Below are 25,259 nucleotides of genomic sequence, written 5' to 3'. Positions count from 1 at the left end.
TTCATTAACCTTGACGTAACTCAGAAACAACCGTTTCATCCGTTGTTTTGACAAGCTTCGTAATTAAGGCTTTCGCCGCTGCATAATCATCCACATGAATGATAGATGCTGATGTATGAACATATCTGGAACAAATTCCGACTACTGCAGATGGAACACCATCACCAGATAAATGAACACGACCTGCATCCGTCCCGCCCGGAGAGATAAAGTACTGATACGGAATATCATTCGATTCGGCTGTATCTAGAACAAATTCACGCATTCCTTTATGTGTAATCATCGTACGGTCATATATACGCAATAAAGCACCTTTCCCCAGTTGACCAAATGCTTTTTTATCTCCTGATGCATCATTTGCCGGAGAAGCGTCTAAAGCATAGAAAATATCCGGTTTGATCATGTTAGCTGCTACTTGCGCGCCTCGCAAGCCTACTTCTTCCTGTACCGTTGCACCAGAATAAAGCTGATTTGGCAATGTTTCTCCCTGCAGCTCTTTTAAAAGCTCAATAGCTAATCCGCATCCATAACGGTTATCCCAGGCTTTTGCTAATATTTTTTTCTCATTAGCCATCGGTTCAAATGGGGTAACAGGAACAACTGTATCTCCCGGGCGAACACCAATTTTTTCTACATCTTCTTTATCATCGGCTCCAATATCAATAAGCATATTTTTTATTTCCATAGGCTTGCCGCGTTGCGCTTCCGTTAATAAATGAGGAGGTATCGAAGCAATAACACCAATGACTGGTCCATTTTTTGTCATTACTTGAACGCGTTGAGCTAACATGACTTGGCTCCACCAGCCTCCCAACGTCTGAAAGCGAATCATTCCATTATCTGTAATCTGGGTCACCATAAAACCAACTTCGTCCATATGTCCAGCCACCATAACGGTAGGCCCTTTCCCATGTTTTACGCCAAATACGCCACCCAAATTATCTTGAATTATTTCATCTGAATATTTATCTAATTCCTGTTTCATAAAATTGCGAACTGCATGCTCATTCCCGGGAGCTCCTTGCAATTCTGTTAAATTTTTAAATAAACTCAGTGTCTCTTTGTTCATTAAAAAAGCCTCCTATTTTGTTAATCCATCCGTAAAATATATAAATCACTACATCAAGTATACTTGAAAAAGTCCGACGCTTTCCAGCAATAATGTTCAATTATTTGTATTTCTTTACCTCAATACGATATACTACACTTATAGTAGACATTGAATCTTACTAAAACAGAGGTGAATAAATTGAGCAAAAAGAAAGTATTACTTGCAGCAGCACTCGGTATTGCCATCGGTTATATCGCACGTGAACAAGTAAACAATCAAATGAAAGTCACTCCAGAAAAAGCATTAAATCATGCCAAAGAAATGTTCAAACGTCAAGGACCTATCAGCGGTTCCTGGATTTATATGAAACCGGAAGAATTAGAAAGAAATGGTCTGCTTTACGATGTATATCGTGGCGGAGTAACTAGAAATATCGATGGGACAAACAAACAATATGATTTCTATGTAGACACAGAAACTGGTGCAGTGATCGATACAGAAGCAGCAGTTTAATATAGTACTTTTATAGGAAGCAGCCTTTTTTAAAGGAGCTGCTTCTTGTTTATTTCTTTTTAATCATAAGCGTGACGTAAACGCTCCAGCTTATCTATCTTCTCTCCTTGTTCATTAAACTTGATTGCGCGGAAATAGGCATCATGATAAAAAGTAAACCATGCATTCTCCTTATACCCCTGCTCCATCCAATATTCTTTTTGAAGTACCGATTGAACGGGATAATCATCATATGCAAGTACCCATAGTTTATTCTGATGAGCATGTGTCGGCATAATATCTGCCATATGTAAAAAACTGTCCGCTTTATCCTGAAAATGTATAACAGCGTGTCCATCGCTGTGACCACCTGTATGAATCATCGTTAATCCCGGTAAAATTTCTATCTTTTCTTTAAACGGATACACTTGGTCAACAATCGGCTTCCAATTTTTCTCCCAGTAAGTATTTACTGAGCGTATATTAGGATGACGCATCTCATCCCACTCCACTTGGGAAACATAAATTTTTGCATTTTGAAACACAGACTCATACGCTTCCTCACTAATTAGCTTTGTTAAGCCATTTGCATGATCATAATGAAGATGTGTCATTAAAACCATATCAATATCATCTACAGTAAGCCCTAACTCTGATAAAGATGCTTCCAGCTTTGTTTCTTCCAATACACCAAAATTCCTTTTTTGTTTATCAGATAGCTTATTGAAGCCAATTCCTGAATCAATAAGCAGATACGAACCATCCAGCTCAATTAATATAGGATCTGTACGTAGTTCGATCTGATTTTTATCATTATGCGGATATTTCTTCTCCCATAGTGCTTTAGGTACCACACCAAACATGGATCCCCCGTCCAGATGCGTGACTCCGCCGCTTAACCAAGCAAGCTTTGCTCTGCCAATTTGTAAAGTTTCCATCTTTATCCTCCTTTCCCTTTAAGTTTAGACGATAAAACGCGCTGTTGCAATCGTTTACAAAAACAGACTATTATCTGGATCTAAAATAATGTGGCAAATTTATGAACAATCTGCTATGATTGTTAACGAATTCACATTTGCAATAATGTGAATTATATCACATATATTTTATGGAGGTAAGCTTATGAAGGAAAAAAGTACAGCAATAGTAATTGGCATTATTGTTATTTTAGCTTTTATCATTCCTTTTACGGTTCTGAAAGATGTTGAGAAATGGTACGGGAGCTTTCTTTTTTGGTTGATATTAACTTTGATTGTCATCGTATGTAATGCCATATTGACAAAAGATTGGAGCAATGAAAAATGAATGTATCACTTATTTGGTGGGGGCTTGGAATCTATATTATGGTTTCCCTTCTTATCGCCTTTTTATCCCGGACTGGCAGTCAAAGTAATATGGGGTCTTATTTTCTCGGAGACCGGAAAATGGGCGGATTTGTTTCTGCACTAAGCTACAGCGCTACAACATACAGCGCATTTATGCTAGTTGGATTAGCCGGACTTACCTATCGCGGAGGTGTCGGTGCATTAGGTTTTGAACTTATTTATTTAATGGGTGTATCATTAATTGCATTTTTCGGTCCCCGCTTTTGGATTGTCGGAAAAAAATATGGTTATATTACCCCCTCGGAAATGATCGGGGACCGTTATCAGAGTAAGGCTGCTGCAATAGCGATCGCAGTAAGCAACTGTATTTTTTTAATTCCATATAGTGCTGTACAATTAACCGGTGTAGGATACTTATTACAAGGAGTATCTAATCAGCAAATTTCTTTCCGTACCGGGGTTATTATCGCTGTCGTTTTAGCACTCTTTTTTGCATACATAGCCGGGATGCGCTCTGTTGCCTGGACAGATTCCCTGCAATCACTCTTTATGATTGTAGGATCTACATTAATTGTATTGTTTTTAGTTCGGGAACTTGGCGGATTCACAGGATTCTTTCAGCAATTAGAAATACAACAACCTGAAATGCTGACGGTGCCTGGTAATGGATATTTTAGCTTTTTAACATTTATCGGTTTAACCATACCTTGGTTTTTCTTTAGTATTTCTAACCCGCAAGTCAGTCAACGTTTATTTATGCCCGCTTCTCTGAAAAGCATGCGACATATGTTGTTAGGTTTTATGATTTTTGGCTTTATCTATACACTTGTATCGATATTCTGGGGATATTCCGCTTTCTTATTAGAACCTGGCTTAGATAATCCTGATTTAGCCACACCTATTGTATTGACATCATCAGCTATTCCTCCTATTTTAGCTGTCATCGTGATGGTAGGTATTATTGCTGCTGCTATTTCAACGATAGATTCCATTTTACTCACACTATCATCCATGTTTGCAAAGGATGTTTATGGAAATATTCGCAAAGGGACAACAGACCGAGTGCAGCTTAAAATCGGCAAATTTATTATTCCTGTGATTGCCTTAATGGCTTATTTATTTGCAGAATTACAATTAGATTTAATCGCAGTTCTATCCGTTGCTTCCTCTTCCGGGCTCATTGTTGTTGTTCCAACAATTATTGGCGCTTTCTTTTGGAAAAGGGGGACGGCAGCTGCTGTATTAGTTAGCACGACTATCCCTGGTACGGTTGTTTTTATTTTAGAACTGATGCAGGCAAAACCACTTGGTTTGGCTTCCGGTTTATGGGGGCTCCTTCTATCTACTTTACTATTCATCATCGTTAGCTTGTTCACAAAAGCTCCAGAAGAAAAAGCAAACGAATTTATCAGCTATATAAAGGAAAACCTTCGTCATAAACACTGACCATATAAAAACAGCGTGCAGGTAATTATCTACACGCTGTTTTTATGTTAATGATGCAAGCATTTGAAGCTGCTGTTTCTTAACTATTTCCATCTGTTCTTCTATTTGTCTTTGCTTTTCTTCTTGTACATACTCTTGCTTTCTTTCCAGCAAAGTTTGATAGGCATCTTCATATTTTCCATACATATAATAAAGATTTTCTAATTCATGATGAGACAAAAAACGCGTCAATTTCATACTCCCCCTTTTTACTACATAAGTATTACTAATATATGCAAAAGCAGGAGCTTTTATACCTATTTTTCACGCATATGTATAGAAAGTATAAAGTTATTCTATATTCAGCAGGAGCTTTGCGAGGTACAATTCTTTATGATGGGGCGAGCGACCCCAGCTCCAGAAAAACACTACGCTTTCCATGGGCTTGAGCTCATCCTCAGTCCCAGCCTTAAAACAGGTCAGCACTACTATGCTTTTAAGAGAGGATTTACATCGTTTTCTTTAAAAATTTCTCCATTAATACATAAAGGAGATAGTGCTATCACCATCTCCTTTATGTATAACTTTGCTCTTCGTCTATTCTTCTTCACGCTTTTCTTTTTTGCGAACATATTTTTCCAACTTATCCAATTCATAAAAGAGCTCTACAATGCTATTGGCAACCGGAAAGACATAATGCCATTTTTCATAGTCTGTGCCTTGCAGTGCATCAATTAAATTATTGATTGTTACGCTCATCGCATTTTTTGTCTCTTTTTGCAAATCCCTATCAAGGACAATGCGATCTTCATACATAAGAAAAACATTTTCGCTATAGTTATTAATTTCACTAACCAATTTTTTAATTAAGAAAGACTTACCGGCAGCCATTTGTTCAATTTCTTTTAAATTTTTTTCCAGCTCTACAATTAGTGTGTGTTTCTTTCTTAATACTTGTATCATTTGTTTATAAATAACAATATTCCGGAAAAATGACCTTCGTTTTCGAATAAATAATCGATTCTTCTCATCCGTAATGATTTCAAAATAATCTCTTATCTTATTAATTTGTTTCTCCACATTTCTTTCTTCATCACGAATTTGCGGAACACTCATCGTATTGCTTGGGATAACGCGCAAGAGAAAGTGAGAGCTTTCACTGGCTTCCTTAATCATCTGAAACAGAATCTTTTGATGGTTTGGAGGATTCACGAATACATTAACAATAAATGCAGAAAGTACCCCTATTGCAACAAGCGATACACGGGATAAAATATACACAAAATTAACATGATCTCCTTGGCTTGCTACCATCATACTGACAATCGTTAAAACTGTTAAATTTACTGTTTTGGTCAATCCCAGTTTTATATTAATCGCAATCGATAAAATAACTACCGCACCGACAGAAATTGGATGACTTCCCAGCAAGAATACGCCTAAGATGGCAAGTGTCGCTCCGACAGAGTTTGCAATAACAACTTCTTTAATATAATTAAATGATCGCATGATAGAGGGCTGCATCGCTATCACAGATGCAATCGCTGCGATGACAGCATATTCCATATCGAATATACCTGTAATTAATAACGTTAAAGTTACTGCCAGCCCTGTTTTTAACATCCTGGGGCCAATATTAAATTCCATTCATCTGCACCTCTCTAGAAGTAGTATACAGCCTTCCTTCAAACATGTCATTAGAAAAAACCGCATTCGCTTGTATTTTAATGTGCTGATTCCCAGCCCCAAAAACACGGGATATTGTTAACATTCATTATATCGTTTGTTTTTTCTAATTTGTGCTACGGAAATCTGAACTTTATTCCAATGAACATACATCAAAATACTATATTGAAATGGGTATGTTTCTTAAAACATAAGAAAAATCAATGGTTTCAAAAGAATAATTTACAGCGGTATCCAGCTTCTACTCCATTTTACAAGTTCTCTGGATGATGTTTCCACCTTTTTGTCTAATTATAACGCAGCAGGAGTGAAAACTTGTAGCTGCTTCATTTGCTTTTTATTAAATAAGCATTGTAGCCCCAGGATATTTTGAAAAAGAATCAACAAACATATACTTATTTTCAGTTAGCAAGAATTAATTAGACCTCCTCTTTATATTCATTTTCCACAATCATTACAGTTGAATCGATAGATATTTCACCTCAACATACTCATCCATCCCGTGATGACCGCCTTCTCTTCCAAGTCCGCTTTCTTTAAAACCGCCAAACGGTGCTTGTGCTGTTGAGGGAGCTCCATCATTAATTCCAACGATTCCATACTCTAATTGTTCGCTGACCTCAATCGCTGTTGTCAGATTTTCTGTAAATAAATATGCTGCCAAGCCATAAGAGGAATTATTCGCACGTGCAATAACCTCTTCCTTAGACGAAAAAGTAGTAATTGGCGCCAGTGGCCCAAATGTTTCTTCTTGCATACATATCATCTCATCATTTACATTGGTTAGGATTGTAGGAGAAAAGAATAGATCTTCATCTGCTGTTTTGTCCCCTAACAACTTATTTGCTCCCTTCTCAAGAGCATCCTCAATATGATATTGTACTTTTTCCACAGCAGACTGGTCAATTAAAGGACCAATCTCCACGCCCTCTTCTAAACCATTACCAACTTTAAGCTGTGCGACCTTTTCTTTAAAAGCATTGGCAAATTCTTGTTCAATCGATTCGTGAACATAAATTCGATTGGCACATACACAGGTTTGCCCGGCATTACGGTATTTAGATGCAATTGCTCCATCTACCGCTTTTTCAATATCTGCATCTTCCATCACAATCAATGGTGCATGGCCGCCAAGTTCCAAGGATATTTTCTTCACTGTATCTGCAGATTTTTGCATGAGTAATTTCCCTACTTCTGTCGAGCCCGTGAATGATATTTTCCGAACGCGCTCATCTTCCATCCATGCATCACTGATCTCTCCTGAGCTTCCTGTAACAATTTGCAGCACTCCCTCAGGAATTCCTGCTTCTATCGCAAGTTCTCCAAGCCGGATAGCTGTTAAAGGAGTTGCGCTGGCCGGCTTCACTACTGCTGTACAACCCGCTGCTAGTGCTGGCGCAACCTTTCTAGTGATCATTGCGGCCGGAAAATTCCATGGTGTAATTGCTGCAATCACGCCCACCGGCTGCCGATTAATAACAATCCGCTTATTACTTGCAGTTGCAGGAATGGTTTCCCCATAAAGTCTCTTTCCCTCTTCTGCATACCAGGAAATAAAACTATTAGCATACTGAATCTCTCCAGCTGCTTCCTTCAAAGGTTTTCCTTGTTCCTTTGTCATGATTTCCGCTAATTCTGATTCATGCTTTTCAATAAGTGTATGCCATTTATTTAGCAAAGCACTCCTTTCATAAACGGATTGTTTTGCCCAGTCTCTAAAAGCGTGATGTGCCTTATCAACAGCCTGCACTGCCTCTTCCTTTCCACCTTTTAAAACCGTATCCACTACATCACCCGTTGCTGGATTTATTATTTCTATAACATCTTTATTTTTTGTCATTAGAATACCCTCCAACTTTCATGATATGCTTTGTTCTACCCTCATTATACATTGTAAAATCATCATTTCCACATAATTAACATGAGAAACATTTTTAAATTACTGCTCTCAGACATTGTATCCGTCTTATTTTCGTTATCGTGTAAAAAACTCCCGAACAAAAATATTGTCCAGGAGTTTTTCTTATTATTTAACAGCATAGCTGCGAATATGGTCTTTTACCCCAGCTAAACAGATTTTGGCGGGGTCTTCGTCAATATTTAATTTCTTTTCACTGCCGTCTGTCGGGAGTTCTTCTTCAAATACTTTTTCATATTCCGCTACAGAAATACATTCCCGATTTTCAAACATGGCTTGATGTGCTGCCGTTTGTAGATGCTCTTTGAAGTCACTCTGCAGTGTGCCGGATAAGAATTCGCCAACAGCACCTGAACCATAGCTATACAAGCCGATCGTATCTCCTTCTTTTAAATCGTCCTGATTTTCTAATAATGAAATCAGACTGAGATAAAGAGAGCCTGTATAAATGTTTCCTACATTCCGGTTATATTTTGTACTGATCTGATAATTATTTTTTAATCTTTCCTGTACTTCCTCTGGCGCATCTTCCATTACGGTGCGCAATGCCTTCCAGCCCATTTTTGTATAAGGTAAATGAAAAGCAATAGCAGCAAAGTCCTCTAAACTTCTTCCTGTTTGCTCCTGGTAGTCTTTCCATACTTTTTGAAAGAAAGCAATATACTGTTCATTGGAGTATTTGCCATCTACAAATGCTGTGGAAGAATATACCGGTCTCCAGAAGTCCATAATATCCTCTGTGTAATAGGTGCTTTCTTTTTCCAACTCTAACAGTCTTGGAGAAGCACTTACTAAAATAGCAACAGCTCCAGCGCCTTGTGTTGATTCACCAGGTGTATTCAAGCCATAGCGTGCAATATCTGATGCTAAAATAAGTACTTTCTTGTCTGGATGAAGCGCGATATGCCCTTTTGCCATTTGTATTCCTGCTGTTGCGCCATAACAAGCCTGCTTCATTTCTACAGAACGCGCTTTGGGGTTCAAACCTAATAATTGATGTACATATACAGCAGCTGATTTGGAATGATCCACGCCAGATTCTGTTCCAAAAATAACTAAATCAATGGCATCCTTATCTTCCCTATCCAGGATTTGTTCCGCTGCATTGGCTGCTAAAGAAACAGGGTCTTGCGTAATTGGCGGAACAGCCATTTCATCTTGTCCCAGCCCAATTGTGAATTTTCCCGGATCAATTCCCCGCTCTTTTGCTAAATCATTCATATCTACATACAGATGTGGTGCATAAAATCCCAGTTTATCAATTCCAATCTTCACCATGATTCCTACCCTTCTCCTTACTATAATTAAGACTGCTTTTAAAGCCTCGTAATCTAGCAATTTTAAGATTTAATGTCGAAAAATACAATAATTAAATGATAATACAAGGATCGTTTAATTAGCAAACAATACAGCTATTTTTAGCTGATACATCATTTGTAAAAAAATGCATTTTCACTTATTTAACGACAATTTCTGTTTTGCTGTAGCCCTCTTTCGTTTTATGAACTTCGATTGCTGCCGGAAAAACATCTTTTAGTTCTTGAACATGCGAAATAATACCAATCATTCTTCCCGATTGCTGCAGCTGAATAAGTGTATCTATTGCTTTTCTTAAAGATTCCTCATCCAGAGAACCAAAGCCCTCATCGATAAACATGGTTTGAATGACAATATTTCCTTGGAAGCTTTGGATCACATCACTCATTCCTAATGCCAGACAAAGAGAAGCGTGGAATTTCTCTCCTCCGGATAATGTTTTCACATCCCTTGTCTGTCCTGTATATTGATCATAAACGTCCAGCCCTAAACCACTTTGTCTTCCCCTAGCTTCCTGGCGGTCACTTCTTGTCAGATAGAATTGACCATTAGAAAGATCATTTAAACGTAAATTGGCAGCTTCCATAATTTGATCTAAATATTCCATTTGCAGATACCGTTCAAACGATACTTTTTTAGGGTTTTGTCCCCGCAACGTATCATATAAATCTGTTACAAGCCTGCTTTTCTTTTCTATATCTTCTGATTGAAGATGAAACTCCTGCAATTGATTCATATAGAATGTCATATCTTTCTTTTCCTGCTGCAGCTGTTGGAGCTTTTCAAGGCTGGATGTTGTTTCCTGCTTCCATTTCGTTAAAACTGTTTCTATTTCAGTTTCATCCTGCTTGGACTGTCCTTCTAATTTCTTCTCAAGCTCTGAAATCTGTTTTTCTAATTGATAGCCCTGCTTCTCATAATCCGTGAGTTTCTGTTTAACAGATTGATAAGTTGTTTCATCCCATTTCGCATCTTGATAGTCCTGCTCTGTAAACTCCGCCTGCTCTAACTTCTCCTGAAAGATTTTTTCCAGGTTCTCTATTTTCTGCTTCATTTTTGCCTGATTTTCTCTAAGGTGATGCACATCAGCCGTCCATTTTGTAAATGCTTCATGCACTTTCTTATAATTTTTTTGCGCATCCGCCCAGCGCTGCTCAAGTAGTTGCTTTTTTGTTTTTAGACAGTTGATTTCAGCTTCTAATTCGGAAAGAACGCGTAAATTTTCTGGAATCTGCGTCAACTGCTGCTGGTATACAGCTTCTTTACTTTGATACTCAGATTGAAGCTTACTGACTTGGCTATTTTTTTCATTCATTTTTATTTCACTTTGCTTTTGCTCTTGACGCTTTTTCGCTAATTCTTTTTTACACTTAGACAAACGTTCTTTAGACTGCTTGAGACGATCTTCTTCTGCTTTTTTCTTTTTCCCCTTCTCAACAATCCTTTGGTAACTTTCGTCCGGATTAGAGAATTCCAATTCATGCTGCATGAGTTCCTCTTCTAGTCCTTTTCTTTCTGATTGATATGCTGTTACATTTGCTGTTTGCTCCCGCCACGCAGACTCTTTCTGCTCCATAAGCTTTTTCGCTTGTTCGAGCTCTTTTTTCGTCACTTCAGCTTCCTTCGTTTCTGCTGGTCTTGGATGTTCTAAGCTTCCACATACCGGACAAGCTTCACCATCGTGCAAATACGCAGCCAATACATGAGCCTGATTGGCAAACCACGCTTGTTCTAATTGATCATAAGCCTTTTTTTCTTGCAGATAAACTGCTTCTTTATCTTTAAGGTCCAGCTCCCCTTTTTGTATTTGCGCTAATTTATCTTGATATTTTTTCATCAGTGTAACTTGTTCACGCAGGACTCTTAATTCTTCTTTTACAGAGTCTAGCTTATCTGTGTCTTGGTCTAATACCTGTTCTTCTTTCTCTAAACGGTCGATTTGTTTACTTCGTGTTTCCCGAAGCTCTGTTAATTTTTCCAGCTGTGCTTTTTCTTCCTTTAAAAGTCCAGCCAGCTTCTGAATCTCTTGTTTTTTTACTTCCAATTCTTTTACAACTGGCAAAAAACTTTCCAAACGATTTACTTCTATCGAGGTTTTATCCCGTTCCCCGGCATTATCCTGTTCTTTTTTAAATTCAGTTTCAACTTCGTGCTTTTGTTTTTCCATTTTATCTTGCTGTGCTTCTAATCGTTGTAATGCTTTATTACTTTCTTGAAACTCTTGGTTTGCTTCATTTCTCTGCTGTTCATAAGGAATAATTAATTTCGCCTGTTCAGCAGCAGATACTCCTTTTTTTAAGGTATCCATTTCTTGTGCCTGTTCTTTCCACGTGACTAGATTCTTTTGATATGTCTCTAATTCTGAAAAATATGCATTGATCTGTTTTACTTGAAACAATTGGTTTTGAGTAAGTTCCTGCTTTTTTGTTGCTTCTTTATAATGCGCATCTGCTCCGGTAATTGCTTCTTCATTCTTTTTGAGCTCTAATTGTAAAGCTTCTATCATTTGATACGTATTGATATGCTCTCTATCCGCTAATTCATGTATATAAGAATCTTCCGGCAGGTCGATAGAAAAAATCTGCGTACGTAATTGTTCCATGCGGCTGAGAATACGCTGATTTTCTGTTTCTAATTTTACTTTCTTCTCCCGAAGCAGCTCATTCATCCATTTATAATGTTCTGTTTTGAACAAGCGTCTCAAGATTTCTTCTTTATTTTCTGTATCTGAAGTAAGCAGTTTTCGAAATTCCCCTTGTGGAAGCATAACAATTTGTTTAAATTGATCTGGCGTTAATCCGATAATTTCTTCTATTTTTTGATCAATTTCACTTACGATCTGTCTGTCTACACATGGTACTTCCCCATCTTTACATACTTCGTAAAACTCACACTTATCGCCGGTTTTACTCTTATTTCCTTTCTTCACATGACCTAGTTGCCGAAAAATACGATATGTTTTATCTTGGATTTGAAAAATAAGCTCCACAGAAGTATGTATATTCTCATCCGCAAAGTCACTTCGCAGCATACGCTGATCTTCCCGGTCGGACCCGCTGGCTTTTCCAAATAATGCAAAGGCTATTCCATCAAATAAAGTCGTTTTTCCTGCTCCTGTTTTTCCAGAAATCACAAACAGTGTATTCCCTTGAAGCTTTGAAAAATCAATGACTTCTTTTTCTTTATAGGGACCAAAAGCATGTAATGTTAACTGTAAAGGCTGCATTCTCTTTCACCTGCTCTTATTTAGATGTTTTCCGTTCACTGGATACATCCTGGATTTCTTGAAATAATTCTTTCATAATCTCATTCATTTCTTCGGAAGCTTTTTTATCCGTTACTTCCTGATAAAAGGCATCAAACAATTCCATTTCACTTAAACTCGTTTTGGGTGCTTGATTTTCTTTGGAGTTATTTATTCCTGATATGGTTCTTATTCTCTCCACATGCATGGCATTGGGAAAAATAGAACGTACCTTTTCCATCGGTGATAGAATCGGTAATTCATCAAGCAATTGCACGAATACATAATCTTCACTTCGAGGCTGCTTATAAATATCCTCCATTTTCATTTTTAAAGAACGCATTTCACGTTTAGGTGAAAGCTTTTTTTTCTCGACCTGAATATCTCCTTTTTCATCAAGTTCGACGACCAGATATCCTTTTTGATGATGTTCTTCCGATAAAGAATATTTGAGGATGGAACCACTGTAACGAATTTTCTTATCCAGTACATGGTGTGCTTGGTGAAGATGCCCGAGTGCTGTGTAATGAAAATCCTTAAATAAATGCGCATCCACATGCTCCGCTCCCCCGATAGACAGCGGGCGTTCGGAATCACTAGTATTTTCTTCTATTTCCCCAAAAGGGGTTACAAAGGCGTGTCCAATATAAACATGCCGTGCGTCTTCATCCAAATTTTTTTTAATCCGGTTCACTAGATAAGCGTTTGCTTCCTGATGATTACGAATATCCTCTTCTTGAAACAGCGCTTTTACCACACTAGGGTCTGCATACGGAATAAGATGAAAATGTACTTCACCAAATTCATCTGAAAGAACAACAGGATTTAAACGATCCGATAGCTGACCAATAATATGATAACCTTTTTCCTTCATTAAGCGGCTGCCAAAATGAAGCCGGCCCGGGCTGTCATGATTACCAGCAATAGCTAAGACGGGAATGCCTAATTGATTAATGATACGATCTAATGTTTTGTCCAGTAAATCAACTGCTTCCACAGGAGGAACAGCCCGATCATATAAGTCACCAGCAATAATGACTGCATCAGGACTTTCTTTTTCTACCGCTTTTATAAATTGGTCCAGAATAAAGGCTTGGTCTTCCGTCATATAAACACCCTGAACCAATTTTCCCAAATGCCAATCCGCTGTATGTATCAATCTCATTAAAAAACCTCCTTGTACCCTGCAAGCCCCTGTAAAGAAAGAGAAGCAAGCCTATCGTTAAAAAGTCTTCCATAGCATATGTGTGTTTAAAAAACAGCCAATGTTTTTCGATAGGACATGAATGCGCCCTTTGAAAATACTACGTTAGCTAATTTCATTACCAACTATATTAAAAATCTTATATCCCTGACAACTTTGGTAATTTCAGTCCCCGTCTGAAAAGCTAAATCAATGAGTTTCCCGCGTATTGTGGTGACTCCTGCGTACAACACTTGGCAAAGGTTATCGTCACGCTGCTTATCATTTGGGGACTTTTTAACATCTTCTTATAATAATCCTTCTTTTTCTATTAAATAACTGTAAGGAATATCAAAAAATATATATCGTTCTTGAGATAACGGATAAGCATATGTTCTTATCAATTCTGACCGCTCAATATCTGTGTATAAATCCGATAAAATTCCTTTTTTCTCGATATTCATCCGCATAATATTTTCGAAAAAATAAGGACGCCAACTCCAATTTTTATGCATCCCTTCTTCAATTAAAGTCCAACTTCCTTGTGCATCTGTTTCCACATTTGCAGAGACCTGTAATCCGACACTATTGCAAATATAGATTCGGAAAACAAAATCTTCACAGCCTTCCGCAAGCTTTAACAGCCACGTATCATCATGTGTCTGTTTAGTCTGAGAAAGAAGACGATGAATTATCCCATATACAGAATCTAATAATTCGAATTGTGCCTTCGCTTTCTGCTGTTCATAAGTTACAAACTCTCTAAAATACTCCGTTAATTCATTTTTACATGCATCCTCCTTAATAAAATCCCGCTGCGGATAAGTCAAAAAATTGCCCTGATAATATTCTCCCCCACTTTGCCATGCAAAGTTTAATTGTTTATAAGAACGTATCCCCTTAAATAATAAGGATGCACCTATTTTTCTGGATAACATGGATACGCCAAAATAGACATCCTTATACAAATGCGGCAGCAGATCGTCTTTTAAAAACGAGGTGTCTACTTTGATAAAAGAAGGATGCAGAACAGCTAATTGGTTTAAACTGCCGTTCGGATTAGCTAATTCAATACTAATTTTAACACCCAGTGTCTTTAAATATTTAATAATATGGCTTAGTTGATCCGTATTATTTGGCAGGCATGTATCTTTCATCTCAAGAATAATGTTATTTAGTTTTAACCCTTTTTCCTGATAATCATGTAATAAATTAATGAACGTTTCCCCGTTATCATGTACAAATAATTTTGCATCGTAGTATAAGGTAAGATGTCCCGGAAAATGATCTTGTATTTTTTTCTCAATTGCTTTTTGATGAATATACTGATTTACTTCAAGCCGGAATTCATCCGGGATAGAAGTGTCGTCGAAGAGCCAATCTAAACGCTGCTCTTTATTATTTTCATCTAAAAAATAAGCAATTACTTCATAACCGCTTACCAGCTGTTTATCAGCCCGGATAATCGGCTTATAATAAGGAAGTAATTGGTCTAAATCAATCAATATATCTAATGGATCCATGTTGACTCCCCCTTCGTTTCATTATAGCATATTCTATATTGTACTTATTTGATTTACGTTTTCTTCCTTTCTATAACTCAACATTCGCACCTTAAAAAGAAACTATATTTCCATAGAAAGAGGAGTTGTTTGTTCTTTTGTTAACTCCCTTGACAAAGAATAGAAGGTGGAGTGTAAAATACCGCTGCGGCGGACCATTTTGCTTTCCGACGTACAACGGTTTTGATGGGGCGAGTAATCGCAGCCCGAGTCCCAGGACGTACTGGTGTAGACGTTGCAACAATTCTTTTCGATGGGGTGAGTAATCGCAACCCCAGGACGTTGCGACTTTAGTCTGCCTAGGGACACGCTCTTCAGCTAACTTTTACCAAGAAGAGCGCTTGGCAAAAGTGGATCTTCAGATAGTGCTGATCCCACAGGAGTCAAAACGGTCCGCCTCCGCTGGTTAGATATTCTACACGTGGAATAGCTGAACAAATAAAAGGTAGTTCAGACAGAAGAGATTTTTTGTGGAGCATGGTAAAAATGTTCTGCAATGATTTCTTTTTGTGCATGAGAGCTATTCTTGATGTTAACTATCCATGCTGTTTTGATTCGAACTGCTAAACCAACCTTTTACAATAATGGAATGATCGTGTCATCAAGCGATAGATATACTATTTCGTCCACCCCAACAGAATGTTATTTCTTTCATTCGCTGTAGAATCCTAACTAAGCGGAGTGGTTGGCCGGAGCGGAGCTATACACTATCTTTAGCTCAAAAAAGCTGATTTAACTAAAAAGCCAGCACAATAATAAAGAACACGATTATCGTGAAACAGCAAGATATATATGCTTATTCTTAGGTGTGAAAGTTGAGTCCATAAGTTTTATTGATTTTCAAAATATCTTAGATCAGATCCTTATTAATCGTACAAGTTCTTCTATATCACATTAAAAATCCTAATACTACCATTTATTATTATTGTCAAGTCTTTTTCGACATTTTTCGACACTGTTCAAAAAGATGTAGAAGTTTTCATGAACATTTTGTGAAGTGTTTTTCAATCTCTTGTAATTTCTCAACATCAGTATTAATATTATTTCTGCTATAAATCAATACTAAGTTAATTGTGTGTTCAAATTTTGAACAACCTCTTAATCATAGTAAACCAACTTAATTATACATCAAAGGAAGGGGTATCAACATGAAGTTAAAGTGGACCTATTTCGCCTTTTTAACAGGTATTGCTGCTTTTTTGGCAGGCTGTGAACCATTGCTCGTACTTGATCCAAAAGGTCCTCAAGCAGATACAACTGCAACTGTGATCTGGATATCAATCTTTACAATGTCATTCATTGTCATTGTTGTATTAGTAATGCTGACAGTTATTTTATTTAAATATAGAGCATCAAAACAAGATCCTGACTATGAGCCTCCTCACATCGAAGGTAATAAATATGTAGAAGGAATTATTGTCGCGGTTCCAATTTTGATTGTTGCCTTTTTATCCGTGGTCTCTACGATTTCGACACATCAAGTGGAGAGTCCGCCAGAAGGATATACTGAAGACGAGCCGCTCGTCATCTATGCATCCTCTTCCAATTGGAAATGGCATTTCAGTTATCCAGAACAGGACATTGAAACGGTTAATTATGTTTTCATTCCAACAAATCAAAATGTTGAATTCCGATTGTATTCTCATGGAACGATTTCAAGCTTTTGGATTCCTCAATTGGCAGGACAAAAATATGCAATGGCTGATATGACAAATTACTTGAACGTTGTAGCAGATGAGCCTGGAGAATATATGGGAAGAAACTCTAACTTTAATGGAGAAGGTTTTGCAGAGAATGAATTTGCTGTCACAGCAATGCCGCCAAGTGAATTTGACTCTTGGGTAGAGGATATTCATAATACTGCTGATCCTTTAACTGAAGAAAAATTTGAAGAGTTATTAGAGCCTGGTCATTTAGGTCAAATGACTTTCACTGGTACACATCAGGAATTCAAACCAGCTCCTGAAGGAGAAAACAGCCCGCATGATCATGGACCATCTGACTCAGACGAAGACGGCGGACATCATCATTAATCAGCTTTACAATAGCACTCATTTTTGAGGTGCCAGAAATTTTCTAAGCTCTAGAAAGGAGTTTTGACATAATGGATTTTTTAGATAGATTTTCTATTCCGCCCCATGATGATCCAATGCTTTATGCATCCATTGTTGCGATTGGACTTGTAAGTATTGCGATTGTTTTTGGTGTTACCTATTTCAAAAAATGGGGATATCTTTGGAATGAATGGTTAACAACTGTTGATCATAAACGAATTGGTATTATGTATATCATTTCAGCATTGCTTATGCTTTTCAGAGGTGGAGCAGATGCTGTTATGATGCGTCTTCAGACAGCTGTTCCTGACAATAGTTTCTTAGACGCACAGCACTATAATGAGATTTTTACGACACATGGTGTTGTTATGATTTTCTTCATGGCAATGGCATTTATTATCGGTATGATGAACTTCGTTGTTCCGCTGCAAATCGGGGCAAGGGATGTTGCTTTCCCGCGCTTGAACGCGCTCAGCTTCTGGTTATATTTTGCGGGAGCAATGCTATTTAATCTTTCCTTCGTAATCGGAGGATCTCCTGATGCCGGATGGACAAACTATTATCCATTAGCAGGAACGGAATTTAGTGAACACGTTGGGGTAAACTATTACAATTGGGCACTGCAAATTTCCGGTATCGGAACATTAATGACCGGAATTAACTTTATTGCTACCATTATGAAAATGCGAGCACCAGGTATGAAATTAATGAAAATGCCAATGTTCACCTGGTCTGCATTAATTACAAACCTTATTATCGTATTCGCATTTCCTGTACTGACCATTGCGTTATTAATGGGAACGTTAGACCGTCAATTCTTCACTAACTTCTTTACAACAGGAGATGGCGGTATGGATATGATGTGGGCGAACTTATTCTGGGTTTGGGGACATCCTGAAGTATATATTCTAGTGCTCCCTGCATTCGGGATTTACTCACAAATTATCGCTACGTTCTCACAACGTAATTTATACGGTTATAAATCGATGGTCGCTTCGATGGTTATTATTTCCTTGTTATCATTTATGGTATGGGTTCACCACTTCTTTACCATGGGTCAAGGAGCTGTTGCCAACAGTATCTTCTCGATTACAACTATGGCGATCGCCGTACCGACGGGAATCAAGATATTCAACTGGCTCCTGACGATGTGGCGAGGTAAAATACGATTTACAACCCCAATGATGTATGCTGTGGCATTTATTCCATTGTTTACGATTGGCGGAGTGACTGGTGTTATGCTCGCCATGGCAAGTGCAGACTATCAATATCATAATACAATGTTCCTGGTAGCTCACTTCCATAACGTGATTATCCCAGGTGTAGTATTCGCAATGATTGCCGGGTTCATTTATTACTTCCCGAAAATGTTCGGTTTCATGTTAAATGAACGTATTGGTAAATGGGCGTTCTGGAATATCGTTATCGGTTTCTGTCTGTCCTTCTTCCCAATGTATATTACCGGATTAAACGGGCAAGCACGCAGGATGTACACTTACTCTGAGTCGGCAGGTTTTGGACCTTTAAGTATGGTATCCTTTATCGGAGCATTACTCCTTGCAGTCGGATTTGTCATACTCGTATATAACGTGTATTACAGCTTCCGTTATGCACCAAGAAATGTCGGTGACGATCCTTGGAATGCACGTTCCCTTGAATGGGCAACTCATAACCCTGTTCCGGAATACAACTTTGCAATTACACCAAATGTAGATTCAGAAGAAGCTTTCTGGGATTACAAAAAGAATGGTCACGAGTTATTTAAAGGTGGAATTAAGGACATTCATATGCCAAATAACAGCGGCTGGTCCATTATTTTCGCAGGTATGTTCTTTGTCTTTGGTTTCTTCTTTGTATTCCATGTATGGATAGGGGTTATTATAGCCTTCCTGGGTATAATCGGCTGTCTCATCTACCGTTCGTTTGAAAAAGATGATGGACATCATATTCATAAAGAAGAAATTGAAGAAACAGAAAAGAAATTCGGAGGTGCTAAATAATGAAACTTGATTCAAAAAATTTGCCTCTTGAATATAGTACCGAAACGAATAGAATGAATATCCTGGGATTCTGGATTTTTCTTAGCGCAGAAATCATGCTGTTTGCGACACTATTTACAACGTACTTTGTTTATGTAGATCGTGGCGTCGGCAGCGGTCCGGCGGGAGCAGAGATTTTTGAATTACCGCCGGTATTGATTGAAACATTTCTATTGCTTACAAGTAGTTTTACAATCGGTTTAGCAGTACACGCCATGCGTATTAACCGTGTGAAAGCAATGATTGGATTTATGATCGTTACCCTTCTTTTAGGGGCAGGGTTCCTTAGTGTAGAAATTTATGAATTCGTTCATTACTATCATGTAGGTGCAACATTGCAGACAAGCGGTTTTACTGCTACGCTTTTAACAACACTTGGAACACATGGGGCTCACGTAACGTTTGGTCTCTTCTGGGGAATTATCATTATTATTCAAATTCTGCGTAATGGCTTAAATGCACGCACAGCGAATAAATCATTTATATTCTCCCTTTACTGGCACTTCCTAGACGTTATGTGGATCTTCATTTTCAGCTTTATTTACTTGAAGGGAATGATGTAACATGAAAGAACTTTTTCCGCTAAAACAGGTTAACGGATATATCTTTTCACTGCTCCTGACTGTTGTTGCATTAAGTGTCTATTTCTTTGACATGTCTTTTGCAATGGGATTAACCATTCTTATTGTTACAGCATTTATTCAAGCTGGGGTGCAGCTCGTTGTCTTTATGCATGCCGGAGAAAGTGAAGATAAAGGCGGTATTTATCTTCATACCATCTATGGCGTGGTGGTTGCGATCTTAACCATCCTTGGTTCAATGCTTGCGATGATATGGGGATACATGATTTAAACTATTAAAAGCTCAAGCAGCAAATAAACTGCTTGAGCTTTTTTATTTCATCTTTTTATTGTCTATGATTGTTCATGCTTATGCTTCTTTCCACGAAAATTCTCTTCGACAGCAACAAGAAACAATCCCATTATAAAGATAAATGTGCCACCCTCTGCTAAGCCGATACCTACAGCTGTCACAATAGGTATAGCGCTTACAAGATAACCGTATATAAACATCATCGCACCAATTGTAATTAATGTCCCACAAATTAGAGACAAGCTTTTTAGTAATTTTTTATTCATTTTCATCTATCTCATCTCCTTTAATTAATAGTATGCATTTTGTTCAATAATTTGTCAATAATTTTGTGTCTATTTATTGAACAAGTGATTTATTTCTTGACTCGTGACTTTCGGTTTATTTTTTTACAACGCTCCTATTTTCATGGAATTTCATAAAAAAACACTTTATACTTGAATTCATACGATATACATAGGAGGTTGGAAATTGAAAAAGAATTTATTATCTATTAGTTTTGCAATGATACTTATGATTGGTCTTTTACCTTCTCACGCTTTTGCACTTGAAGCGGATGATCCGGAAGTAGAAGACTTTTTAGAATCCATTGATTGGGAAGCAGAAGAGTATGAAGATTACCTAGCAGAGTTTGATTTGGAGCTGGCTAATTTTGATGATGTTTCCGAACTTGGTACACCAGCTACCGAAGAAGAATTAGAGGAAGTTCTCGAAATGTATGATATGACCTATGAAGAGTTAGATGAACTCTTTCGTGAAGAAGATCTGCTTTTAGAGGATGAAGAAATTTCAGACAGTGTGGCATTCATATTTACGGAAAATGTTGAGCTTTTCATAGATCTGATTTTAACTGACCTGGGTGAAGCCGAGGATTCTTTTGGTTCCTTTGAGGAAGAAATTACGGATGAGAATTTAGAAGAGCTTGCTTCAGCGTATGGTTTTGATTCCATCGAAGAATTAGAAGAACTTTTCAATGCATATGAAGATTCTATTAATAACTATACGACACTTTTTGACGTTGAATTGGCTGCTGATTTTTATGTAGCAGAAGAAGGTTCCGAATCAAGTGATGACTTATGGGAAGAAGACGATGACCTGTGGGAAGATGACGATTCATGGGAGGAAGATGATATGTGGAATGATAATGCAGAAAATTTCACTGCAGACATGTTCAACACTTCCTTTTTAACAGGTGAACCAGTTGTTGATATTTACGGAATGATTTCAGTTATATTCGTAGAAGCAGCATTTGGCCTGCAATAATTTTAAGATCATACAGAAGGAAGAAAGTTAGAATAAATTATCTAATTTTCTTCCTTCCTTTTTCTTTTCCAATATACCGTTTCCCTCTCTTTTTAAGAGCAATTATGCAAAACTTCTTTTCGTTAGTAATTCTCTTATCTCCATTAAATCATATTCTTCATCTATTTTTTCTTTTATAAACATCAAAACTTCCACTGCTTCAATTTCGAAATAAGGTATTTGATCAATCGTCTTCATTGGGATATGTGCTTTAAAAACCTCCAGCCACTCCCAAATTTTATACATAGGCGCTTGAATAACTTTGCTCATTCCCAATAGACTAATGATATACATGTTTATTTCACCCACCTTATATTTCTTTCATTTTCTAAAACTTATTATACTTATGAAATACATTTAAGGTGTGGAATAATTAAGTAAAACCAATAACAATGAGGAGACACATGCTTTTCAACCTGTTATTCTGCTTTTAAAAAATGTAGATGATTTCATCTTTTCGTATTTTAATGATAAAGTAATTAAGTTGGTACAAAGTATATGATAACTGATTGATAAAGAAGGGATATATTATGTTAGAGTTTTTTCAGAATCTTAGTCCTGTCATGCAAGCATTAGCAGCAACACTTTTTACATGGGGGATGACCGCATTAGGGGCAGCAATTGTATTTGCCACAAAAACCGTACATCAAAAACTGTTAGACAGTATGTTAGGCTTTGCCGGGGGAGTTATGATTGCAGCCAGTTATTGGTCTTTACTTGGTCCATCTATTGAAGCATCAACAGATAATATTATCGGTCCTTGGTTTCCTGCCTTGGTTGGTTTCTTACTGGGAGGCGGATTTTTATGGATTATTGATAAAATTCTCCCCCACCTTCATCCGAACACCGAAAAGAATCAAGCAGAAGGTCTGGCACCTACGAAGAGAAAACGCAGTACCTTATTAGTGCTTGCTATCACCATTCATAATATTCCAGAAGGACTTGCTGTCGGAATTGCTTTTGGTGCATTGGCAAATCACAGTACAGAAGCTGCTTTAGCTGGTGCAATCACCCTTGCTCTCGGAATAGGGATTCAAAATTTTCCGGAGGGTGTTGCTGTTGCAATGCCATTGCGCGGAGAAGGAATGTCCCGGGGAAGAAGCTTTATGTATGGACAACTTTCAGGTTTTGTGGAACCTATCGCTGCCGTTATCGGCGCATTAGCGGTTGCTCATATCGAACCGCTGCTTCCTTATGCGCTTAGCTTTGCAGCAGGTGCTATGATTTTTGTAGTCGCTGAAGAAGTAATACCAAGCTCTCAGGAAAATAATAATAGAGATTTAGCAACCATCAGCCTGATGATTGGTTTTGCTCTGATGATGGTGCTTGATGTTGCTTTGGGATAAATCCTGCAAACAAAATGATATGAATACAAAAGATGCCTATGGTTTAAAGTCCATAAACCATAGGCATCTTTTTCGTTTTCTTATTTAAAATAATCCTCTATCACTGTTTTCGCAATCCCCTGATCCAATTCTTCAAATTCCTCATATTGAATCGTTTCATAAAGTTCTTTTCGTGTCTGCATATCCGCTAAAGCATTTTTTTGTGTACCTTCATCTCGAATCAAACCAAAAACTCGCTCATAGGCTTTTGCAGCAGCACGTAAAGAAGTTACTGGGTAAATAACCATTTTATACCCCAAGTCTTCAAATTCCTTCGCTGTTAAATAAGGAGTCTTCCCAAACTCTGTCATATTTGCTAACAACGGAACTTCTATTTCTTTTGCCACTGCCTGGAATTCTTCATTATTTTGCAGGGCTTCCGGAAAAATAGCATCTGCTCCGGCTTCTACATAGCCTTTAGCACGTTCCACAGCGCTGTCTAAACTTTCTACTGCCCTGGCATCCGTTCTCGCTACAATATAGAGTGTTGGTGCTGCCTTTTTAATTGCAGCTATTTTTTGCATCATTTCTTCCTTGCTGACAACATTTTTCCCATTTAAATGTCCGCATTTTTTAGGAAGCTGCTGATCCTCCAGCTGGACGGCAGCCACATTAGCTTCCATCATTTCTCTAGCTGTGCGGGCAACATTTAAAACACCGCCAAAACCTGTATCAATATCTACAAGCAATGGTAAATTGGTTGCTCTGGTAATTTCCTTCGCCCGGTCTGCTACTTCCTCGGAGTTAATAATTCCTAAATCAGGCAACCCCCTGCTCGCAGTAAAAGCAGCTCCTGATAAATAAAGACATTGAAACCCTGCTTGTTTTGCTACTAATCCTGCCATGGCATCATGGGCTCCAGGAATTTGCAAAATCTCTTTTTCTGCTGCCATCTTACGGAACTTTTCAGCTAATTCATGCTGTGGTACTGGGCTATCTACAATCCAAGCCATTTCTTCTCACCCTTCTAATCTAAAAATAATTCGATAAAATCTGTAATCGGCATTTCCTTAATCTTATCATAATCTACACTCTGTTTCTTAATGCGGACAGATTGTTTTTCCGTAAATTGTGTTGCCAGATTCGCTTCGTACTTTTTAATTATTTGCGGGAATGCTTCTTCTCTGCGGAAACGATGTCCCAGAGGATATTCACAGTCAATCCAATCTGTGGATGTTCCATCAGTAAAATGAATCTGTACCGCATTCGCAATAGAACGTTTTTCAGGATCTAAATAATCTTCCGTATAACGTTTGTTTTCTGTTACGGTCATTTTATCACGGAGCTCATCAATGCGTGGATCTTTTGCCACGTCATCCTCATAATCTTCTGCAACAATATTTCCTTTCAACAGTCCAATCGCTGTAATATACTGCAGGCAATGGTCTCTGTCTGCCGGGTTATGCAACGGTCCTTTTTTATCAATAATACGAATAGCTGATTCGTGCGTAGATATAGTAACTTCTTTGATTTCATCGATGCGGTCAACGACTTCCGGATGTAATTGAACAGCTGCTTCTGCTGCTGTTTGCGCATGAAATTCTGCTGGATAAGATACCTTGAACAAGACATTTTCCATGACATAGCTTTCAAGCGGTCTGCTTAATACCAATTTTTTCTCTTTGAAAAGGACGTCCTGAAATCCCCATCCACCTGCACTTAAAGCAGTTTGATAACCCATCTCTCCTTTAATTGCCATCAGAGCCAGACGAACCGCACGGCTTGTTGCATCCCCTGCTGCCCATGATTTTCTGGAACCCGTGTTTGGAAAATGACGATATGTCCGTAAACTAGAATTATCAATCCAGGCATTGGATAATGCATTAATGATTTCTTCTTTTCCGCCGCCAAGCATTTTTGTAACTACAGCGGTTGTAGCAATTTTCACGTATAATACATGATCCAGGCCGACACGATTCAAACTATTCTCTAAAGCAAGAATACCTTGTATTTCATGTGCTTTAATTGACATTTCTAAAATTTCTTCTACGGTTAAAGGAGTTTCTCCTTTTTGCTGCCGTAACTGGCTCACATAATCAGCAACAGCTAAAATACCTCCCAGGTTATCAGAAGGATGTCCCCATTCTGCTGCAAGCCATGTGTCATTATAATCCAGCCAGCGTATCATCGTCCCAATGTTAAATGCTCCCTGCACCGGATCTAAAACATGCGGCGTTCCTGGAACTCTCACGCCATTGGGAACAACGGTACCAGGCACAATCGGGCCTAACAGCTTGGTGCACTCCGGATAATTTAGTGCCAGAATGCCGCAGCCAATCGTATCAATTAATACATGATGTGCTGTTTTATAAGCTTCTTCACTCGTGATTTCTTTATTTAATACATACTCAGCAATTTCTTCTAAAAGATGGTCTGTTTGATTTGTTTTTACAGATTCCATAG

The 25,259-nt window shown here is 38.0% G+C and carries 22 protein-coding genes; 9 read left to right on the top strand and 13 right to left on the bottom strand.

Annotated elements, in window-relative coordinates:
* Positions 1-4 precede the first annotated feature (4 nt).
* The gene (locus tag BN986_RS10085) at positions 5-1,069 is read right to left on the bottom strand and encodes a M42 family metallopeptidase (protein ID WP_040979663.1); all 1,065 of its coding nucleotides are present in this window, start codon (positions 1,067-1,069) and stop codon (positions 5-7) included.
* Between the two features lie 180 nt (positions 1,070-1,249).
* Between BN986_RS10085 and BN986_RS10080 the strand changes: the two genes are divergently transcribed.
* Positions 1,250-1,564 carry a PepSY domain-containing protein gene (locus BN986_RS10080; RefSeq protein WP_040979662.1) on the top strand — a complete coding sequence of 105 codons (315 nt, stop codon included), beginning with the start codon at positions 1,250-1,252 and terminating at the stop codon, positions 1,562-1,564.
* 59 nt (positions 1,565-1,623) lie between these two features.
* Here BN986_RS10080 and BN986_RS10075 read toward each other — a convergent pair whose 3' ends face one another.
* Entirely contained in the window at positions 1,624-2,481 is an 858-nt protein-coding gene (locus BN986_RS10075) for a YtnP family quorum-quenching lactonase (RefSeq protein WP_040979661.1), read from the bottom strand.
* A gap of 184 nt (positions 2,482-2,665) precedes the next feature.
* Here BN986_RS10075 and BN986_RS10070 point away from each other — a divergent pair, with 184 nt between their 5' ends.
* Together BN986_RS10070 and BN986_RS10065 are read left to right on the top strand one after the other, a co-directional pair.
* Positions 2,666-2,848 (top strand): hypothetical protein, encoded by a 183-nt coding sequence (locus BN986_RS10070; RefSeq protein WP_040979660.1) that lies wholly within the window; start codon positions 2,666-2,668, stop codon positions 2,846-2,848.
* Entirely contained in the window at positions 2,845-4,314 is a 1,470-nt protein-coding gene (locus BN986_RS10065; protein ID WP_040979659.1) for a sodium:solute symporter family protein, read from the top strand. The genes BN986_RS10070 and BN986_RS10065 overlap by 4 nt, the downstream gene beginning before the upstream one ends.
* Positions 4,315-4,356: 42 nt before the next feature.
* Here the strand turns inward: BN986_RS10065 and BN986_RS10060 are convergent, their stop codons facing one another.
* The 7 genes from BN986_RS10060 to BN986_RS10030 form a co-directional block, all read right to left on the bottom strand.
* Positions 4,357-4,545 (bottom strand): hypothetical protein, encoded by a 189-nt coding sequence (locus tag BN986_RS10060; protein ID WP_040979658.1) that lies wholly within the window; start codon positions 4,543-4,545, stop codon positions 4,357-4,359.
* Positions 4,546-4,890: 345 nt separating this feature from the next.
* The gene (locus tag BN986_RS10055; RefSeq protein ID WP_040979657.1) at positions 4,891-5,940 is read right to left on the bottom strand and encodes an FUSC family protein; all 1,050 of its coding nucleotides are present in this window, start codon (positions 5,938-5,940) and stop codon (positions 4,891-4,893) included.
* A gap of 493 nt (positions 5,941-6,433) precedes the next feature.
* Positions 6,434-7,819 carry an NAD-dependent succinate-semialdehyde dehydrogenase gene (locus BN986_RS10050; RefSeq protein WP_052400743.1) on the bottom strand — a complete coding sequence of 462 codons (1,386 nt, stop codon included), beginning with the start codon at positions 7,817-7,819 and terminating at the stop codon, positions 6,434-6,436.
* Between the two features lie 186 nt (positions 7,820-8,005).
* Complete coding sequence (locus BN986_RS10045) at positions 8,006-9,172, bottom strand: hydroxymethylglutaryl-CoA synthase (protein WP_040980806.1); 1,167 nt, start codon at positions 9,170-9,172, stop codon at positions 8,006-8,008.
* A 181-nt stretch (positions 9,173-9,353) separates the two neighbouring features.
* Positions 9,354-12,440, bottom strand: a complete 3,087-nt coding sequence (locus BN986_RS10040) for an SbcC/MukB-like Walker B domain-containing protein (RefSeq protein ID WP_040979656.1) — start codon at positions 12,438-12,440, stop codon at positions 9,354-9,356.
* Positions 12,441-12,456: 16 nt separating this feature from the next.
* Positions 12,457-13,623, bottom strand: a complete 1,167-nt coding sequence (locus tag BN986_RS10035) for an exonuclease SbcCD subunit D (protein WP_040979655.1) — start codon at positions 13,621-13,623, stop codon at positions 12,457-12,459.
* A 326-nt stretch (positions 13,624-13,949) separates the two neighbouring features.
* Positions 13,950-15,164 (bottom strand): EAL domain-containing protein, encoded by a 1,215-nt coding sequence (locus tag BN986_RS10030; protein ID WP_040979654.1) that lies wholly within the window; start codon positions 15,162-15,164, stop codon positions 13,950-13,952.
* 1,187 nt (positions 15,165-16,351) lie between these two features.
* Here BN986_RS10030 and qoxA point away from each other — a divergent pair.
* From qoxA to qoxD, 4 genes are all read left to right on the top strand, one after another.
* On the top strand, positions 16,352-17,236 hold the full coding sequence (qoxA, locus tag BN986_RS10025) for a cytochrome aa3 quinol oxidase subunit II (protein ID WP_040979653.1): 885 nt from the start codon (positions 16,352-16,354) through the stop codon (positions 17,234-17,236).
* A gap of 71 nt (positions 17,237-17,307) precedes the next feature.
* Positions 17,308-19,257 (top strand): cytochrome aa3 quinol oxidase subunit I, encoded by a 1,950-nt coding sequence (qoxB, locus tag BN986_RS10020; protein ID WP_040979652.1) that lies wholly within the window; start codon positions 17,308-17,310, stop codon positions 19,255-19,257.
* Complete coding sequence (qoxC, locus tag BN986_RS10015) at positions 19,257-19,859, top strand: cytochrome aa3 quinol oxidase subunit III (RefSeq protein ID WP_040979651.1); 603 nt, start codon at positions 19,257-19,259, stop codon at positions 19,857-19,859. The genes qoxB and qoxC overlap by 1 nt, the downstream gene beginning before the upstream one ends.
* A 1-nt stretch (position 19,860) precedes the next feature.
* On the top strand, positions 19,861-20,148 hold the full coding sequence (gene qoxD / locus BN986_RS10010) for a cytochrome aa3 quinol oxidase subunit IV (protein WP_040979650.1): 288 nt from the start codon (positions 19,861-19,863) through the stop codon (positions 20,146-20,148).
* A 62-nt stretch (positions 20,149-20,210) separates the two neighbouring features.
* On the opposite strand, the gene BN986_RS10005 is transcribed toward qoxD, so the two are convergent.
* Positions 20,211-20,441 carry a hypothetical protein gene (locus BN986_RS10005; RefSeq protein ID WP_040979649.1) on the bottom strand — a complete coding sequence of 77 codons (231 nt, stop codon included), beginning with the start codon at positions 20,439-20,441 and terminating at the stop codon, positions 20,211-20,213.
* 199 nt (positions 20,442-20,640) lie between these two features.
* Between BN986_RS10005 and BN986_RS10000 the strand changes: the two genes are divergently transcribed.
* Entirely contained in the window at positions 20,641-21,432 is a 792-nt protein-coding gene (locus BN986_RS10000) for a processed acidic surface protein (RefSeq protein ID WP_052400742.1), read from the top strand.
* A gap of 102 nt (positions 21,433-21,534) precedes the next feature.
* Here BN986_RS10000 and BN986_RS09995 read toward each other — a convergent pair whose 3' ends face one another.
* Complete coding sequence (locus BN986_RS09995) at positions 21,535-21,741, bottom strand: hypothetical protein (RefSeq protein WP_148417100.1); 207 nt, start codon at positions 21,739-21,741, stop codon at positions 21,535-21,537.
* 260 nt (positions 21,742-22,001) lie between these two features.
* On the opposite strand from BN986_RS09995, the gene BN986_RS09990 reads away from it, so the two are divergent.
* On the top strand, positions 22,002-22,817 hold the full coding sequence (locus BN986_RS09990) for a ZIP family metal transporter (protein WP_040979647.1): 816 nt from the start codon (positions 22,002-22,004) through the stop codon (positions 22,815-22,817).
* An 80-nt stretch (positions 22,818-22,897) separates the two neighbouring features.
* On the opposite strand, the gene prpB is transcribed toward BN986_RS09990, so the two are convergent.
* Both prpB and BN986_RS09980 read right to left on the bottom strand, forming a co-directional pair.
* The gene (prpB, locus tag BN986_RS09985; protein WP_040979646.1) at positions 22,898-23,809 is read right to left on the bottom strand and encodes a methylisocitrate lyase; all 912 of its coding nucleotides are present in this window, start codon (positions 23,807-23,809) and stop codon (positions 22,898-22,900) included.
* Between the two features lie 14 nt (positions 23,810-23,823).
* Entirely contained in the window at positions 23,824-25,257 is a 1,434-nt protein-coding gene (locus tag BN986_RS09980) for a bifunctional 2-methylcitrate dehydratase/aconitate hydratase (protein WP_040979645.1), read from the bottom strand.
* Positions 25,258-25,259: the final 2 nt, after the last annotated feature.

Origin of the sequence: Oceanobacillus jeddahensis (assembly GCF_000750635.1) — a bacterium.
GTDB classification, from domain to species: domain Bacteria; phylum Bacillota; class Bacilli; order Bacillales; family Amphibacillaceae; genus Oceanobacillus; species Oceanobacillus jeddahense.
This window is presented reverse-complemented; position numbering and strand designations above follow the sequence as displayed.